Genomic DNA, 15,538 nt, shown 5'->3' with positions numbered 1-15,538 from the left:
AGCGCGCCTTGCGCGCGACCGGGTTATCGCGACAACCCGGTCGCGCGCAAGGCGCGCTCCTGCATAAGCGGGGGTCAGGCTGCGGCGGGGAAGATGCTGGCGTTTTTCCAGGTGCCGGCGCGGTAGTACACCACCGTGATGAGTACCGATATCGTCGAGCTCACCGGGAAGGCCCACCAGATCGCATCAGCGCCCCAGTAGGGGCCGAGAAAGTACGCGAACGGATAGCGGATGAACCACATGGTGAGCGCCAGCACGCAGAGCGGGAACATCACCGCGCCCGTGGCGCGTACCACGCCGAACAGCACGAAGGTCACGCCGAACATCAGGTACGACCAGACCACGATCAGGTTCAGGTGCTGCGCGATGCCGATGGCCGTGCTGTCTGAACCCAGGAAGATCGACAGCGCACCGCGGTTGAACAGGCACACGATCACGACCAGCGCCCCGGTCATGCCCAGGCTGGCCAGCACACCGGCGCTGCCGATGCCCGGAATGCGATCCCAGCGACGCGCGCCCACGTTCTGCGCCACCATCGACGACACCGCCGTACCCACCGCGATCGCAGGCATCTGGATGTAGTTCCACAGCTGCACGGCCGCACCGTAGGCCGCCGTCGTCTGCGAGCCGTGGCGGTTCACCAGCGCCATCATGATGATGGCCGACGACGAGATCACCACCAGCTGCGCACCCATCGGCATGCCCTTGAAGATCAGGCTGCGCATCACCGCGCGATCGGGAATCAGCATGTGCAGTTCATGGCGATGGATGCACAGGAAATGCTTGCGCCGGTAAAGCCAGGCGATAAGCGCGATCACCGAGACGACCTGCGCGATCAGGGTCGCCACGGCGGAGCCGGCGATACCCATCCGGGGAATCGGGCCGATGCCGAAGATGAAGACCGGATTGAGCGCGATGTCGAGCACCACGGCAAGAATCATGAAAAGCAGGGGCGTCCGCGAATCGCCCGCACCGCGCAGCACCATCGCCAGCAGCACGGACAGATAGGCCGAAGGCAGGGCCAGGAAGATGATCCGCAGGTAGGCAATGGCGTAGGGCTGCACGTCCGCCGGCGTACCCATGGCGGCCAGCATGGCCGGCGTGGTGATGAATCCCCCCGTGGCCACGAGCACGGACAACAGCACGAAGAAACCCAGTCCCGTACCGACGACGCGACGCGCTTCGGCGATGTCACGTGCGCCCAGCGCCTGCCCGACCATGATCGTCGTGGCCATGCTGATGCCGAACACGAGGCCCAGCAGGAAGAACAGGATGAGGTTGGCATTGGCCGTGGCGGCAAAGGCCGCCTCCCCGAGGAAACGGCCGATCCACATCACATTGACCGAGGCATTGAGCGATTGCAGGATGTTCGTCGCCAGGATGGGCATGGAAAACATCAACAGCGTGCGCCCGATCGGTCCCTCGATCAGGGAAGGATTCGCTTTCATGCATCGGCCCTTGTGCGGTCCACGAGATGGTTCACATAGCGTCGCACGTCCTCGGGCCAGCCGGCGATGAGTTCGTCGAAGTGATCGGCCTCATGACGATGGAAGGCACGCGAGGCTTCTTCATAACCCGGCAGGTCACCGGCCAGGGCAAACATCACCCGGTCCACGACTTCGCGCGCCTGACGCACCCGCTCGGCGGGTGCCCCTTCGCGACTGGCGCTTTCGACCAGGCGCCGCAGTGCCACCGAGGCACCGCCCGGCTGGTTGGCGAGCCAGTCCCAGTGGCGGGGCAGCAGGGTGACTTCACGAGCCACGACGCCCAGCTTCGGCCGCCCGGGGCCGCGTTTTGCCGGCGGTTCGGTCTCATCGGCGGACAGTCGCGACAGCACGTCTTCCACGCTGCCACGGTAGTCGATGTCTACCGGGCGACCGGTGGTGTCGTCGTAGACGATGGGAGACGCATCGGGCCGGGCATCAAGCAGTTGCTTGCAACGCTCGGCCACGTCCGCGAGCGACCCGGCGGCCACGCAGACGTAGCCGTCAAAAGCTGCATAGATGGCGGGCATCTGACATTCTCTATGAGTCGATCGGATGCGAAATATATTACCCGGGTTAAATATAAGCAAGCTCACCGAGTGACGGGAATCTTCAATTTATCTTTACAAAACAATAAATTAATTAGCAGCCCTTGGTCTTTCGAGTTTCTCTGTCCGGTACGGACTTGACTTGGTCCGCCCTCACGAGGATCATCGGTATTAACGCGATAGCTGGCGTCTTATCAGACGGCGTTGCCTACCACGAAAGTGGTTCCGCCCGGTGCGGAGGTAACAGGACCAGACTACGGGGCCCCGCTTGCGGGGCCTTCGCTTTTTCAACGCCCGCGTTTTGGTTTCGTTCCACGAAGCGCATGACCAAGCAGTACGTTCAACCGGATTTTGCCCTGCATGGGGGCAGCCTTTCCATGGTCTAAGGCGTAGGCGCTCTGCACAACGAGTAGAACCGCTGAAGCTCCGCGTTCTCGCCAGCGTTTGACGTTGAAGAAAACACCATATCGAATGCTCTGACCGGGAACATCCGTCACATCCACCGTGACGTAATTGTCATCCTTCGCGAACCCGCACTGCCGGTTTTTCAGACTTTCCACGACAGCGCGCAAACCCTTCGATAGGGCGTACCGCTCCCTACAAAAAGTACGCTGCTCACGATCATCTCCGTACCGCTCGCTCTCACAATCACCAGGGAGAATTTTCCTTGTGAAGCAGTGCAGGCCAAAACCTACGTGCACATTTACAACAACGCCCTCCATCTTCGAAGTAGCGGGTAGCTCAATATCGAATTTGAAAGGATGCAAATGATTTAGAGGGTACGATTTGTTTTCCTTGCATCTGTGCGGAGCCCACCGCATAAGACCCGCCGTCCAATTCACTCCCAAATCATCCACCTGTTCTATGAAGATTCTTCCTAGAAGAAATTCTCTCACAAAGAGCTCGGAAAAGATTTCGGAAGCGACCATCTAAATCAATGACTTATAAAGTCATCTCTGCCCGCTGATTTAGCCGACATCCAGACGTAGGAATCCATCGACAGCACTCCATAGGTGATGCCGCCATCGATCGCGCTGGGAGCGTCACAGCCGGCGGCACCTGCAGCCACCAGCAAGGGTAGGTAATGCTCTTCGGTCGGATGGGCACGAATGGCGCTGGGGGCTAGGCGGCGGTAGTCGAGCAGCGAACGCATATCACCAGCCATCACGGCCTCGCGCGTCCAGCGGGCAAATTCCGCCGCATAGGCCGCATGGCCCTGGCCACTATCACGGCGTATCTCGTAGAGGTTGTGCGTGAGGCTGCCCGAGCCGACCACCACCACGCCGCGCTCGCGCAAGCTGCCCAGCGCCTTGCCCAGGCGCAGGGCACCTTCCGTATCCAGGTTATGCGGCATGGATACCTGGATCACCGGAACATCGGCATCCGGGCGCAGGTAGCGCAACGGCACCCAGGCGCCGTGGTCGTAGCCGCGCTCGGCGTCCACCATGGCGACAAAACCCGCATCGATCAGCAGCGAGGCCGTTTCGGCCGCCAGGGCCGGGGCGCCGGGCGAGGGATAGGTGAGCGTGTAGAGCTCTGGCGCGAATCCGCCGAAGTCATGGATGGTCGCGGGCGTCGCCGCCCCGGTGACGCGGATGCCGCAGGTCTGCCAGTGCGGCGAAACCACCACAATCGCCGCCGCCGCGCCCAGCGGCTCACCGATCTGCGTCAGCTTCGAGCCGAGCAGGCCGGGCTGCAACGCGAAGGTCGGAGCACCGTGGGAGATGAAGAGGGCGGGGGCGCGGATCATGAGGACACCTGGGGACGGGCCGTGGCGGTCGCCACCCTCCCAATGTAGGAGTTCTCCCCGTCGCTATAAATCGTCTTCCGGCGAACGCATTGGCGCCGAATGGTGAACGACGAAATGCACGTTTTTTCTTGCGCGTTGAAAAGTTCCGTGGGAACCTTACATTTGGCTTACAGGAATATGGCAGGGCAGTGCCTGTCCGGCCCTTGGTCCCAGCGGGTAGGGAGGGACTAGAGGAGCAACATGATCATCTCTTTAGAGGGGATCGAACCGGTCGCCGCAGGCGGCCGTCGGTACATTTACGAGCACCCGGACCATCCGTCGTTGCTCATCAAGGTGATGCGGCCGGATAACCTGCAGCATCGCTGGTTCAACGCGCCCTGGTATCGCAGGCTGGCGCGCACCGGCCCGTACGTGAGCTACATGCGGGAATTCAAGGAGTACCTGACCTCTCGTCGCTTCTCGGACGAGCCCTCGCCCGTGGCCCGTATCGTGGGCCTGGTCGATACCGACCAGGGCCTGGGACTGGTTTCGGAGAAGGTGACGGGCGATGACGGGCGCATGGCGCCTTCGCTCGAATCCATGGTGAAGGCGCAGGGCATGACGCCCGAAATCAACGCACTGATCAACCGCCTGTTCGAAGAAGTGCTGCGTCACTACGTCATCGTCAACGACCTGCACGCGGCCAATGTCGTGTATGGCACGGATTCGCGGGGCGGCCCGCGACTGGTGATCATTGATGGCTTCGGCGAGAAGAACGTGTTGCCGCTCACGTCGATGAGCCGTCGCCACAACGCGCGCCGCGCCCGGCTGAAATTCGAACGCCTGCGGGCGCAGCTTGCCGCGATCGACAAGGCGCGTCCGCGCATGCCGGCGGAGACCGCACGGGTGCGGCCCGGTGAGCATCGACAGGGACAGGCGTCCCGCGCGGCCTGAGGGCCGCGTCAGGACATCACCGGGTCCAGCGGCGTCGACCGCGGACCCAGCTGCTCCAGCGGCACGGCTCGCGAAAACAGCCAGCCCTGCATCGATACGCATCCTTCGGCGAGCAGCCAGCCACGCTGGCGCTCGGTCTCGACGCCTTCGGCGACCACTTCGAGATTGAGGTTGCGGGCAAGGAAGATGATCGAGCGACAGATCGATGTATCCACGTCGTCCTGCAACAGCGTGGCCGTGAAGTGGCGATCGATCTTGATCTTGTCCAGCGGCAGGCGGGACAGGTAGGTGAGGTTGGAATAGCCGGTACCGAAGTCGTCCAGCGCCACGCTCACGCCCAGCGCCCGCAGTTCGTGCAGCGTGCGGATCGCCCGCTCCGGTTCGTGCATGAAGGCGCTTTCGGTCAGCTCCAGTTCCAGCGACGAAGCCGGTGCACCGGTCTCCTGCAAGGCCTGCCGCACTTCCGCCACCAGATCGCTGTGTACCAGCTGGTGTACCGAGACATTGACCGAGATGCGGCAGTCGGGCCCCAGCAGTTCGGCGATGCGCCGCTGGCGACGACAGGCCTCGCGCAGCACCCACTGGCCGATCTGCACGATCGCACCGGTTTCCTCCAGCAAGGGAATGAGCCGGTCCGGTGAGCCCAGGTCGCCGGGCGCCGTGGGCCAGCGCAGCAATGCCTCGACACCGATCACGCGTCCGTCGTCACCGGCATGCTGGGTCTGCCAGGCCAGCGCCAGTTCGTGATCGAGGTTCGCACCCGACAGGCGCGTGAGCACGGTGAGCCTTGCCATGGCGGTAGCGTGCATGTCGGGCGAATAACGCTTCCAGGTATGGCGTCCCGAACGCTTCGCGTCGTACATCGCCGTGTCGGCGTTGCGGATCAGTGTGTCGGCATCGGCGCCATCGCGTGATGCGAAGGCCACGCCGATGCTGCATTTCAGGCGCTGTACGGTGCCACCCACTTCGAGCGGCTCCTCGATGGCGCCCTGGAGCTTCGGCAGCACGTCGAGCGCCTTGGCCGGCGAGGTGGTGAAGGGCAGCGCGGCGAGGAATTCATCGCCACCGAAACGACCCACGTGGGCCTCGCTGCCCAGCACGTCGCCCAGGCGCAGGGTGATGTCACGCAAGACCTGGTCGCCCAGCTCGTGGCCCAGCGCGTCGTTGATGACCTTGAAATGATCCAGGTCGACGAACAGCACCATCACGCCGGTGCCGTTGACGCGTGCCTCCAGGATCATCCGTTGCAGCGTCTCGCGCGACGAGCGCCGGTTGGGCAGGCCGGTGAGGTCGTCGTGCGTGGCCTGGTGATTCAGGCGCTCTTCGTAGCTGCGCTGCTCGGTGACGTCGCGCACGATCACCAGCGTGCCTTCACCGTGTTCGTCGCGCATGCCCGACAGTGCCAGCTCCGCCTCGAAAGGCATGCCCTCTACGGGTTCCAGCCACGCGGCGATGCTGCCGCCTTCGCCGCCACGACGTACGGCCTGCAAGGTGTCTTCATCCATGAAGCCCGCCGCCTCCTTGCCGACCAGCGTGCCGCCGTCGTGTCCAAGGCGCTCCTGGGCCAGCAGGTTGGCATAGGCGATGCGATCGTTGCGCACGATGACCAGCGGCAACGGCACGCGCGCCAGCAGGCGGCGATAGGCCGCTTCGCTCGCTGCGAGGTAGCGATCACTGTCGCGCAGGCGCAGGCGTGTTTCGTGCAGGGCGGTGATTTCCGAAATCGTGCCCGCGAGGATCGACTTGCCCGCCTCGTCGGTGATCCGCGTGCCGCGCAGGTTCACCTGCACTTCGCGGCCATCGGGGCGGCACAGGCGATGCTCGATGTCGTACGGACCATCGCCCTCGTTGAAACGATGCAGCCATTCCACGATGGCGGGCTGGTCTTCCGGATGCACCAGCTTGTAGTACGTGCCCTGTCGGCCACCGACACGCTCGGGCGGCAGGCCGGTGATCTCGTGGACCTGCCCCGACCAGGCGATGGTGCCGGTCGCGAGGTCGGCTTCCCACAGGCCGATATGCCCTGTCCGCTGCACATCGCCGAGATGGCGCGCCGTGCGGCTCAATGCATCGAGCAGGCGATCCTGGCGGCGATAGGCACGCGAGAAAAGTCCCGCACCCAGGTTCAGCAGCATCACGAGGCCGAGCGTCGCCAATACGGTCGGCTCTGCCTGCCGCACCCACTCGGCCCGGATCGCCGCCCGATCCAGTTCGGCCAGTGCCACGAAGGGATAACGCGCCGACGCAGACCAGGCGTAGAGGTTGTCGCCTTCCTCGCCGTGATCACTGGTCCCCGCGCGCGGACCCTGGCCATGCCAGACCGCATGAAGGTCGTCGCGATTTCCCGCGAAGAGCTGACCATCCGGGGAAAACACGCCCATGGTGCCGCCGCCGGGCATCATGTGGCGCATGCCTTCGCTCACGCGTGCGGCGTCGATGAGGGTTCCGAAAGCCGCGGGCCGGTCCACACGCGCATCCGCTATCACGCGGATGGCTGCCGGCACCGTCCCGCTGGTCTGCGCGACACCCACGCGAACACCCACACCCAGGACAGTACGTTTCGGTGTCTCCATGCCGGGACGCCAGTCGGAGGCCGGATTGCCGACGGCCGCGAGCACATCGCCACGGGCTTCGAGGGCCACGAAACCCGGCAGCTCGGGATGCCGGGCCTGCACCTCGGCGAGGCGGTGCCGCAACGATTCGTCGTCAGGTCCATCCACGGCATTGCGCAGCGCGAGGAGGGGGCCGAGGCTGGCGTCGATCTGCTGGTCGACCATGCGAACCAGCGCGGTAGCCACGCCACTCAGCTGCCGCCGATAGCCCACCTGCAGGCGCTCGTAGCCTTCCAGTTGCAACGCACCGACGATGGCGACCACGCCGACCGTCACCGCCAGGGATACGGCCCAGGTTGCCAGGCGCATCCGGCGGGCGCGTCGACTCCTGGCCCCCTTTGCCTTCGCTTCCCGCACCGTCCCCTCATCCCTCGTGAGTGCCCTCGTCGCCCATGCGCAGCAGCACACGGGACCCGTGCGACGTTAACGGCAGGCCCGTGGCCGCCTTGAACGTGCAAGCCCCGAAAAGGGGCATCGGGCATCTTGCACTCTTTGAGATGAAATTTCTCATCCCACCCCCTTTATTCACGCCAACTGAACACTATTTACCGAACGATGCGGTTCACAAACTTACGGCCCGTCAAAACAACAACAAGTACTCCCGATAAGGACTCTCCCCCATGCGTCCCTCACGCCTTGCCCTCGGCACCTTAGCCGCCCTCTCCCTCGCCGCCGTGGCCGCCCCAGCCGCTGCCACCCACATCGAGGTACAGGGTGGCCGCAGCTACATGGATAGCTACGGCACGCCCGCGTTCTTCATCGAATCGGTGTTCGATCCGCACACCATCGGCCAGAGCCGTTTCACCTGGTCGCCGGATGTGTCGATCGGCTACATCAAGGGCCGCGACATCGGCCGCTTCAGGGATTCGCATCCCGGCGTACGCAACAACGTGTGGATCGGCGCGGCCGGCGCCCGCTTCCACTACGGCAACGATGGCGACTGGTACCAGCCGCTGTTCTTCAGCTTCCAGGTGGCCGGCGCGGCCGGCGGCCACACGCAGGCGCTTTCCAGCGGCTACGAATTCGTGAGCACGCTCGGCTACCAGTTCAAGAACGTCAGCTTCCAGATCCGCCACATCTCCAACGGCAGCTTCAAGGAGCCGAACCGTGGCGAGACGATGGCACTGGTGGGTATCGGTTTCGATATCTGATTTGCGCCAGCCCTGATTCGCGCATGAAAAAAGCCCGGCCGCCAGCGGCCGGGCTTTTTTCATGGTGTCAGCAACGACGCTGGCGCAGGTTGCCATTGCAGTTGACCAGCTTCTCTACGCCTTCCGGGTAGCTGGCTTTCGTCGATGACTTGCTGATCGATCCGCGGCTGTTGCGGCAGGATGCCTGGACCGCACAGGTACCCGGCTCGTTGCCTGCAGAAACGTTTGCCGAGCACGTGGCGGCCGCTGCCGACTGCTGGAAGGCCTGCAGGCAGCGCGCATCGGACGATCCGGTAGATGCGGCAACCGAACGGGGAAGGCTGCCAGCAGAAGCGGACAGCGGAAGGGCGCAGATAACGGCGGTAAAAAAAGCGATCGTCCTGATCATGGCGGGCTCCGGTGAGTGGCCGGCCATTGTCCGTGTCGGAAGATGCGCGGCTCCAGCGGAGATATCGCCCGATACGCGTGCGCCATCACGCCCAGCCCCTGTAGGAGCGCGCCGGCGTGCGACCGTGGTGCCCAAGGCATCTCCCGGTCGCGCGCAGGCGCGCTCCTACAGTGAAGGGGTGGCTAGTCAGTGACCCGACGCTGCCGGTCCTGCCTTGGCCGTGAACGGCGGCTTGGCGAGCCACACCACGAAGACCAGCGCGAAGAAGATGAAACCCAGCAGCTGGAATACTTCGTTGAACGATATCTGGTAACCCTGCTGGGTGATCAGCTGGTTCATCGAGGCGGCCGCGTACTGCGACTGCGGATCGCCACCGCCGATCACCGTCAGCGCCTGCTGCGCATCCGGATTGAACGCCGTGATGTTCTCCGCCAGGCGCTCGTGGTGCACGATCGCGCGGTGATCCCACAGGAAGGTGGTGAGCGAGGCGGCGAAACTGCCGCCCAGCGTACGCAGGAAGGTGGCCAGGCCGGAGCCCGACGCGATCTCGCGCGGTTGCAGGTCGGACAGCAGGATCGACAGCACCGGCATGAAGAACAGCGCCACGCCCAGGCCCTGGATCAGCTGCACGCCCGCCACATGGAAGAAGTCGATTTCAAGATAGAAATCCGACCGCATGAAGCAGGTGGCGCCCATCACCAGGAACGCACCGGTGGCCAGCAGGCGCAGGTCGAACTTGTGCGCGTAGCGACCCACGAAGGGCGTGAGGATCACGGGCAGGATGCCCAGTGGCGCCGCCGCGAAACCGGCCCATGTGGACGTATAGCCCACGTTGCGTTGCAACCACTGCGGCACCAGCAGGCCGATGGCAAAGAACGCCGCATAGGCCAGCACCAGGCACAACGTGCCCATCGCGAAGTTGCGATGACGGAACAGGCGCAGGTTGACGATCGGGTCCTTGTCGGTGAGCTCCCAGATCAGGAACACGATCAGGCCGATGGCCGCGATGATGCTGGTGACGATGATGAAGGTGGAATTGAACCAGTCCTCGTCGTTGCCCTTGTCGAGCACCACCTGCAGGGCGCCCACGCCGATGATGAGCGTGATCAGGCCCACGTAGTCGACGCGCGGCTTCTCGGTGGTTTCCGGACGCCCCTTCATCTGGTTGGACACGACCATGCTGGCGAAGATGCCGATGGGCACGTTGATGAAGAAGATCCACGGCCAGGTGTAGTTGTCGGTGATCCAGCCACCCAGGATCGGGCCCGCGATGGGCGCCACCACGGTCACCATCGCCAGCAGCGCCAGCGCCATGCCGCGTTTGGCGGGTGGATAGATCGAGATCAGCAGGCTCTGCGTGATCGGGTACATCGGGCCTGCCACCGCACCCTGGATGGCACGGAACAGGATCAGCATGCTCATGCTCTGCGCGATGCCGCACAGGAACGAGGCCAGCGAGAACAGCAGCGTGGCCCAGACGAACAGCTTGGTTTCGCCGAAGCGACGGGTAAGAAAGCCCGTCAGCGGCAGCGCGATGGCGTTGCTCACCGCGAACGAGGTGATGACCCACGTACTCTGGTTGGAGCTGACGCCGAGGTTGCCCGCGATGGTGGGCAGCGAGACGTTCGCGATCGTGGTGTCCAGCACCTGCATGAAGGTCGCGAGCGAGAGGCCGACCGTGGACAGCGCCAGATTGGGCGGTCGAAATTCGGTGCTCATGGAAGAACCTGATCGATGGGGGAGGGGGCCGCAGGCGAGCGGCGGACGGGGCAGGAAATCCCGTCCGCCATGACGCTTACTTCGGCGCCTTTTCCTGTTCGCCGCCGCCGGCCGACGCGTTCTCGTGGATCACGCGGGCGATCTCGGCATCGGCACCGGCCAGACGGTTGTTGTAGACGTCGGTGGAGAACTCCGGCTCGGTCGGAGCCTGCTTGGCGAGCAGGCCGCCGCTCTGGTCATGCAGCGACACCGTGACCTTGGTCGACAGGCCCAGGCGCAGCGGCTTTTCGTCGAGCTGCTTCGGGTCGGTGAAGACCACGCGCACCGGCACGCGCTGCACGATCTTGATCCAGTTGCCCGTGGCGTTCTGCGCCGGCAGGATCGAGAACGCGCTGCCGCTGCCGACACCCAGGCTGCGGATCTTCGCCTTGTAGACCACGTCGCTGCCGTACACGTCGGCGGTGACGTCCACCGGCTGGCCGATGCGCATGTGGGTGAGCTGGGTTTCCTTGAAGTTGGCGTCGATCCACACTTCGTGGAGCGGCACCACCGCCATCAGGGCGGCACCCGGCTGCACGCGCTGGCCCAGCTGCACGCTGCGCTTGGCGACATAGCCATCCACCGGCGCGAGGATGGAGGTTCGCGCTTCGGTGAGCATGGCGTCGCGCAGCTTCGCGGCGGCCGCACGCACGTCAGGATGCGAGGCGACCACGGTGTCATCGACCAGCACCTTGCTCGTGCTGTAGCTCTGCTTCGCTGAAGACAGGCTGCTCTCGGCCGAGGTCAGCGCATCGAGGGCGTGGGACAGTTCTTCGGCCGAGATGGCGCCGGTCTTCGCCAGGTCGCGGCGACGGTTGTAATCGGCACGGGCGCGGTCCACCGCGGTCTGGCGCACCGCCATGTCGGCCTGCGCCGAGCTGACGTTGTTGTACAGGCCGCGTACGCGACGGACGGTGTTGGCCAGATCGGCACGCGCGCTTTCGACCTGGATCTTCGCGTCGCTGTCGTCGAGCTTCACCAGCACGTCGCCCTTGTGCACGAGGTCACCGTCGTCGGCGGTGATCGACAGCACGGTGGCGGCGAGCTGCGGCGTGATCTGCACGACGTTGCCGTTGACGTAGGCGTCGTCGGTGTCCTCGTACCAGCGACCGTCCACGAAGTACCAGACGGTCCAGCCGATGGCGGCGAGGACGATGACGGCAAGCAGAAGCTTGAGGAAGAACCCGCGACGGCTCTTCGGCGGCGGCGCCACGACGGCGCCGGCAGGGGCGGTGGTTTCTTGTGACATCGTTAGCTGCCTCGAGGAACGTAATTCAGTGGTTGGCCGGCGCGGCGGACGCGACCGGCTGGTCGGCGGCTTCGGGGCGGAAACCGCCACCGAGCGCCTGGATCAATTGAACGGAGGTATCCACCTGCTGCGATTGCAGGGCGGCCAGGCGCTGCTCGGATTCGAGCAACTGCTGACGCACCACCAGCGAATCGAGGTAGCTGCCCACGCCTGCCTTGTAACGCTGCTGCGAGAGGTCGTAGGCCTGCTGCGCGGCTTCATGTGCACGCTGCTGCGCCTGCAGCTGCGTGCCCACCGAGTCCAGCGCCGACAGGTCGTCGGCCACTTCGTTGAGCGCGCCGACCAGGGTCTTGTTGTACTGGGCCACGGCGAGGTCGTAGTCCGCATCCTTGCCGGCGAGGTTCGAACGCAGGCGACCGCCATCGAAGATCGGCAGGCTGAAGGCCGGTAGCACCTGCCAGAAGCGGGCGCGCGAGTTGAACAGGTCCTTCGAGCCACCCGCCGCCTGCGCGGCAAGGATGCCGATGGAGACATTGGGCAGGAACTCGGTCTTGGCCGCGGCGATCTCCTTCGATGCCGCTTCCACGCGCCAGCGCGCGGCAACCAGGTCGGCGCGATGACCCAGCAGGTCGGCCGGCAGGTTCACCGGGATCGCGACGGCCGTCGGATTCAGCGCCGAAGGACGGGTGATGTCCATGCCACGGTCCGGGCCCTTGCCCAACAGCACGCTGAGCGAGCTGCGTGCCGAATCGATCGCGCGCTGGGCCACGGCCATCTCGCGTTCGGCCGAAGCCACTTCGCTGTCGGCCTGCTTGACCTGCATCTGGTTGTCCACGCCGGCGGCGACGCGCTGGCGGGTCAGGTCACGCGAGGCGTTGCTGCGATCCAGTTCGGCACGGGCGACGTCCAGCTGGGTGAAGGCGTAGCCGAGCTGCACGTAGGCACGGGCGACGTTGGTCGAAATCTCGATGCGCGCGGCACGGGCATCGACTTCGCTGGCGCGCTGCGCACCCAGCGCCGCTTCCCAGGCGTCACGCTTGCCGCCCCACAGGTCGAGGCCCCAGTTGAAGTCGCCGTAGCCGTACTTGGTCCACGAGAAGTGGTTGCCCAGCGGCGCAGGGAAGAACGTGCCCGGCAGGTGGGCACCGGCCACGCCGGCACCGACCTTGGCATCCGGGCCACGCGCGGCATCGGCCGCACCGACCTGGGCCTGGGCCTGGCGCACGCGGATATCCGCGGCGGCGAGGTCAGGGTTGTCTTTCAGTGCTTCCTCGATGAGGCCGCTGAGCTGGCTGTCGCCGATGCCCGTCCACCAGTCGGCCGCCGGCCAGCCGGCAGGCGACACCTGCACCTTGGCCAGGCTGCGCTCGGCATGAAGGGTGGCAGGGTCGGTCAGCTTGCCCTGCGGCTCCAGTCCGCGGCTGGTGACGCAGCCGGAAAGGACCAATGCGGCCCCGACGGCCGCCACGAGAGTGTGCAGACGCATTGCGTTTCGCCTCGAACGTGTGGGTTCAGTCTTTGTCGCGGAGCGCGGTCAGCACCCGCTCCAGGTAATCGTGCAACTGCTCGCGCTCCGTCCCGGAGAGATCGCGCTGGGCGCGCTCCAGGGTGGCGACGTTGCTTTCGTGCAGGTGTCTCCACAGCGCGTCGCCCGCCTCGGTCAGCTCGATGCGCAGGGCACGGCGGTCCAGCTCGTGCGGCTGGCGACGCAGGTAACCCTTCGATTCGAGCTGGTCGAGCTGGCGGGTCATGGCGCCGCCATCCAGGTCCACCGCACGGGCCAGTTCGGTGGCCGTCATGGGGCCGATCGTGGCGAGGCGCTTGAGCACGTGGAACTGGGTGAATTTCAGGTCCGCCCCCTGCGCGGCGAGATCGGTCTCGATCGCCCTGACGATCTCGCTGCGCACCATGCCGATCAGGGCACCGAGGCTGTCGCGGCCGTCAGGGGAATAGCAGAGGGAAGGGTTCATGGACGTGCATTCTATTGCCCGGAATATAGTTGTCAAGGCAAATATGCGCACGTCGGATATTTTGTTATCCGGGTTTATTTATCCTTCATCGGCCAGCAGCGCGGCGAGCGCCGGGTCGCGCACCTCGAACAACTCGAAGACGCCGAGCGCCCGCAGGGTCGGCAACTGGGCGAGAAGCCGCGGTTCCAGGCGCCGCAGCTGCTCTTCCGGGGTGCTCGGGTCGAGCATGGAATGGGCGCAGGCGACGAACGTGACCAGGGCATCGCCGGCCTGGCGATCCTCGGCTTCCTCGGAAAACTGGGTGGTGACGAGACGGATCATGGGGGACCTCCGGCGTCGGTTGCCCCGTCAGGTCCCTTGAGGGGACAGCTGTCAGGACAGTTACTTGGGGTAGCAAATGTTAGCCAAGGAAGGTATCGGCCTGATAACGTTATCAGGCCAAGTTATGTCGAAGGTCGGCCAATATGCTTAATGATCGACTCCATCAGCTCCTGGAGAGCCCCGACGGGCCTCCCCTGATCGCCTATCACGCCCGGGGCGAGATCCCCCTGAAGGAAACCGACTGGCACAGCCATGTGCGTGGCCAGTTCTTCTACGTGGAAGAGGGCGTCTTCGTTACCCAGACCGAGCACGGCTCGTGGCTGCTGCCGCCCAAACGGGCCGGCTGGATGCCGCCGGGCGAACTGCATACGGTGAGCATTGCCGGGCCCAGCAGGGCCTGGGGTGTCTTCATCACCCCGACCATGACCCAGGGCCTGCCCGACAAGCCCTGCGTGGTCGGCGTGGACGACCTGCTGCGCGAGATCATCAAGCGCGCCTCGCTGTGGAGCGTGGAAGACGAGCCCACGCCCGAACGCGAGCGCCTGCTCGCCGTGCTGCTCGACGAAATGCGCCGCGCACCGGTGGAACCGCTGCATCTGCCGATGCCGGTGGACCGCCGCCTGCGTCGTATCGCCATGACCATGTACGAACGGCCCGACGACACGCGTTGCATCGAGGAATGGGCGTCATGGGCCGGCATGTCCACGCGCACGCTCACCCGCCTGTTCCGTCAGGAAACGCAGTGCAGCGTGGCCGAATGGCGACAGCAGGCGCGGCTCACGCGCGCACTGGAACGACTGGCCACCGGCGAACCGGTGTCGGTGGTGGCCGATGCACTGGGCTATGCCACGCCCAGTGCATTCGTGGCGATGTTCCGCAAGGCCTTTGGCGATTCGCCGGGGCGTTATCTCGCACGACAGGCGGCAGGCTGATCGCGGCATCAGTCGAAGGCGGGGCCGTCCATGTCGCGCCCCGTCGTCGGCTTGCACATCCATAGCGCTTCGAAGGTCATGGGATCGCCACCGGCACTGGCAACGACATCGACGCCGATACGGCCATGCACCCATGGCCCATGTTCGCCGGGAGCGGCCACGTCGTAGCAGGAGCGCACGCTTCGCCATGCGCCGGTGCCGACCATGGCCGTTTCCTGCTCACGGCATTGCGCCATGGCTTCCTCGTGGGTTGGCAGGCGATGCGTGCCGCTGACGTAGTGTTCTTCGCCGCAATCGACCACGACGGCGAGCGCCGGTGCGAACAGGCACAGCGACAGAATCAGGACAAACACGGACGGCATGCGCCGCCGCGTCGGTTGAAGAGTTCCCACCCCAGGCTCCTCGTAAAGGGACGTTTTCCAGACGGGGCAGCGTGACGGCC

Annotated in this window: 15 protein-coding genes; 3 read left to right on the top strand and 12 right to left on the bottom strand. The window is 65.0% G+C overall.

Translation table 11 applies throughout. The annotated features are described in order from the left end of the window. Positions 1-74: 74 nt before the first annotated feature. The 4 genes from HBF25_RS01415 to HBF25_RS01400 all read right to left on the bottom strand — a co-directional run bounded on the left by HBF25_RS01415 (position 75) and on the right by HBF25_RS01400 (position 3,782). Positions 75-1,448, bottom strand: coding sequence for an MATE family efflux transporter (locus HBF25_RS01415; RefSeq protein ID WP_166945862.1), 1,374 nt, complete (start codon positions 1,446-1,448; stop codon positions 75-77). Continuing rightward, positions 1,445-2,014 carry a DUF2239 family protein gene (locus tag HBF25_RS01410; protein WP_166945860.1) on the bottom strand — a complete coding sequence of 190 codons (570 nt, stop codon included), beginning with the start codon at positions 2,012-2,014 and terminating at the stop codon, positions 1,445-1,447. The genes HBF25_RS01415 and HBF25_RS01410 overlap by 4 nt, the downstream gene beginning before the upstream one ends. A gap of 305 nt (positions 2,015-2,319) precedes the next feature. Further along, a complete protein-coding gene (locus HBF25_RS01405) occupies positions 2,320-2,961 on the bottom strand; it encodes a hypothetical protein (RefSeq protein ID WP_166945858.1) in 642 nt (213 codons plus the stop codon). 5 nt (positions 2,962-2,966) lie between these two features. Further along, positions 2,967-3,782 carry a DODA-type extradiol aromatic ring-opening family dioxygenase gene (locus HBF25_RS01400; RefSeq protein ID WP_208392358.1) on the bottom strand — a complete coding sequence of 272 codons (816 nt, stop codon included), beginning with the start codon at positions 3,780-3,782 and terminating at the stop codon, positions 2,967-2,969. A 240-nt stretch (positions 3,783-4,022) separates the two neighbouring features. On the opposite strand from HBF25_RS01400, the gene HBF25_RS01395 reads away from it, so the two are divergent. Then, entirely contained in the window at positions 4,023-4,715 is a 693-nt protein-coding gene (locus tag HBF25_RS01395) for a YrbL family protein (RefSeq protein WP_166945856.1), read from the top strand. 8 nt (positions 4,716-4,723) lie between these two features. Here HBF25_RS01395 and HBF25_RS01390 read toward each other — a convergent pair whose 3' ends face one another. Further along, entirely contained in the window at positions 4,724-7,636 is a 2,913-nt protein-coding gene (locus HBF25_RS01390) for a putative bifunctional diguanylate cyclase/phosphodiesterase (protein WP_166945854.1), read from the bottom strand. 311 nt (positions 7,637-7,947) lie between these two features. On the opposite strand from HBF25_RS01390, the gene HBF25_RS01385 reads away from it, so the two are divergent. After that, positions 7,948-8,478, top strand: coding sequence for an acyloxyacyl hydrolase (locus HBF25_RS01385; protein ID WP_243852932.1), 531 nt, complete (start codon positions 7,948-7,950; stop codon positions 8,476-8,478). 67 nt (positions 8,479-8,545) lie between these two features. Here HBF25_RS01385 and HBF25_RS01380 read toward each other — a convergent pair whose 3' ends face one another. From HBF25_RS01380 to HBF25_RS01355, 6 genes are all read right to left on the bottom strand, one after another. After that, positions 8,546-8,866 carry a hypothetical protein gene (locus HBF25_RS01380; RefSeq protein WP_166945852.1) on the bottom strand — a complete coding sequence of 107 codons (321 nt, stop codon included), beginning with the start codon at positions 8,864-8,866 and terminating at the stop codon, positions 8,546-8,548. Between the two features lie 186 nt (positions 8,867-9,052). Further along, positions 9,053-10,585 (bottom strand): DHA2 family efflux MFS transporter permease subunit, encoded by a 1,533-nt coding sequence (locus HBF25_RS01375; protein WP_166945850.1) that lies wholly within the window; start codon positions 10,583-10,585, stop codon positions 9,053-9,055. A 76-nt stretch (positions 10,586-10,661) separates the two neighbouring features. After that, positions 10,662-11,873, bottom strand: coding sequence for an HlyD/EmrA/EmrK family protein (locus HBF25_RS01370; protein WP_166945848.1), 1,212 nt, complete (start codon positions 11,871-11,873; stop codon positions 10,662-10,664). 25 nt (positions 11,874-11,898) lie between these two features. Further along, entirely contained in the window at positions 11,899-13,359 is a 1,461-nt protein-coding gene (locus HBF25_RS01365; protein WP_166945846.1) for an efflux transporter outer membrane subunit, read from the bottom strand. Between the two features lie 25 nt (positions 13,360-13,384). Continuing rightward, positions 13,385-13,843 (bottom strand): MarR family winged helix-turn-helix transcriptional regulator, encoded by a 459-nt coding sequence (locus HBF25_RS01360; protein ID WP_166945844.1) that lies wholly within the window; start codon positions 13,841-13,843, stop codon positions 13,385-13,387. Between the two features lie 78 nt (positions 13,844-13,921). Then, positions 13,922-14,164 (bottom strand): hypothetical protein, encoded by a 243-nt coding sequence (locus tag HBF25_RS01355; protein ID WP_166945842.1) that lies wholly within the window; start codon positions 14,162-14,164, stop codon positions 13,922-13,924. Between the two features lie 143 nt (positions 14,165-14,307). Here HBF25_RS01355 and HBF25_RS01350 point away from each other — a divergent pair, with 143 nt between their 5' ends. Beyond that, positions 14,308-15,096 (top strand): AraC family transcriptional regulator, encoded by a 789-nt coding sequence (locus HBF25_RS01350; RefSeq protein ID WP_166945840.1) that lies wholly within the window; start codon positions 14,308-14,310, stop codon positions 15,094-15,096. Positions 15,097-15,104: 8 nt separating this feature from the next. Here the strand turns inward: HBF25_RS01350 and HBF25_RS01345 are convergent, their stop codons facing one another. Beyond that, the gene (locus tag HBF25_RS01345) at positions 15,105-15,449 is read right to left on the bottom strand and encodes a hypothetical protein (RefSeq protein WP_166945838.1); all 345 of its coding nucleotides are present in this window, start codon (positions 15,447-15,449) and stop codon (positions 15,105-15,107) included. Positions 15,450-15,538: the final 89 nt, after the last annotated feature.

The sequence above is a fragment of the Luteibacter anthropi genome, assembly GCF_011759365.1.
Lineage (GTDB): Bacteria > Pseudomonadota > Gammaproteobacteria > Xanthomonadales > Rhodanobacteraceae > Luteibacter > Luteibacter anthropi.
The sequence above is the reverse complement of the archived record's forward strand: the minus strand, read 5'-3'. Positions and strand labels throughout refer to the sequence as shown.

Bases quoted from the DNA above. Each gene is read 5' to 3' on its own strand.
- HBF25_RS01415 (WP_166945862.1), bottom strand. From the start codon at position 1,448: ATGAAAGCGAATCCTTCCCTGATCGAGGGACCGATCGGGCGCACGCTG.
- HBF25_RS01410 (WP_166945860.1), bottom strand. From the start codon at position 2,014: ATGCCCGCCATCTATGCAGCTTTTGACGGCTACGTCTGCGTGGCCGCC.
- HBF25_RS01405 (WP_166945858.1), bottom strand. From the start codon at position 2,961: ATGGTCGCTTCCGAAATCTTTTCCGAGCTCTTTGTGAGAGAATTTCTT.
- HBF25_RS01400 (WP_208392358.1), bottom strand. From the start codon at position 3,782: ATGATCCGCGCCCCCGCCCTCTTCATCTCCCACGGTGCTCCGACCTTC.
- HBF25_RS01395 (WP_166945856.1), top strand. From the start codon at position 4,023: ATGATCATCTCTTTAGAGGGGATCGAACCGGTCGCCGCAGGCGGCCGT.
- HBF25_RS01390 (WP_166945854.1), bottom strand. From the start codon at position 7,636: ATGCGCCTGGCAACCTGGGCCGTATCCCTGGCGGTGACGGTCGGCGTG.
- HBF25_RS01385 (WP_243852932.1), top strand. From the start codon at position 7,948: ATGCGTCCCTCACGCCTTGCCCTCGGCACCTTAGCCGCCCTCTCCCTC.
- HBF25_RS01380 (WP_166945852.1), bottom strand. From the start codon at position 8,866: ATGATCAGGACGATCGCTTTTTTTACCGCCGTTATCTGCGCCCTTCCG.
- HBF25_RS01375 (WP_166945850.1), bottom strand. From the start codon at position 10,585: ATGAGCACCGAATTTCGACCGCCCAATCTGGCGCTGTCCACGGTCGGC.
- HBF25_RS01370 (WP_166945848.1), bottom strand. From the start codon at position 11,873: ATGTCACAAGAAACCACCGCCCCTGCCGGCGCCGTCGTGGCGCCGCCG.
- HBF25_RS01365 (WP_166945846.1), bottom strand. From the start codon at position 13,359: ATGCGTCTGCACACTCTCGTGGCGGCCGTCGGGGCCGCATTGGTCCTT.
- HBF25_RS01360 (WP_166945844.1), bottom strand. From the start codon at position 13,843: ATGAACCCTTCCCTCTGCTATTCCCCTGACGGCCGCGACAGCCTCGGT.
- HBF25_RS01355 (WP_166945842.1), bottom strand. From the start codon at position 14,164: ATGATCCGTCTCGTCACCACCCAGTTTTCCGAGGAAGCCGAGGATCGC.
- HBF25_RS01350 (WP_166945840.1), top strand. From the start codon at position 14,308: ATGCTTAATGATCGACTCCATCAGCTCCTGGAGAGCCCCGACGGGCCT.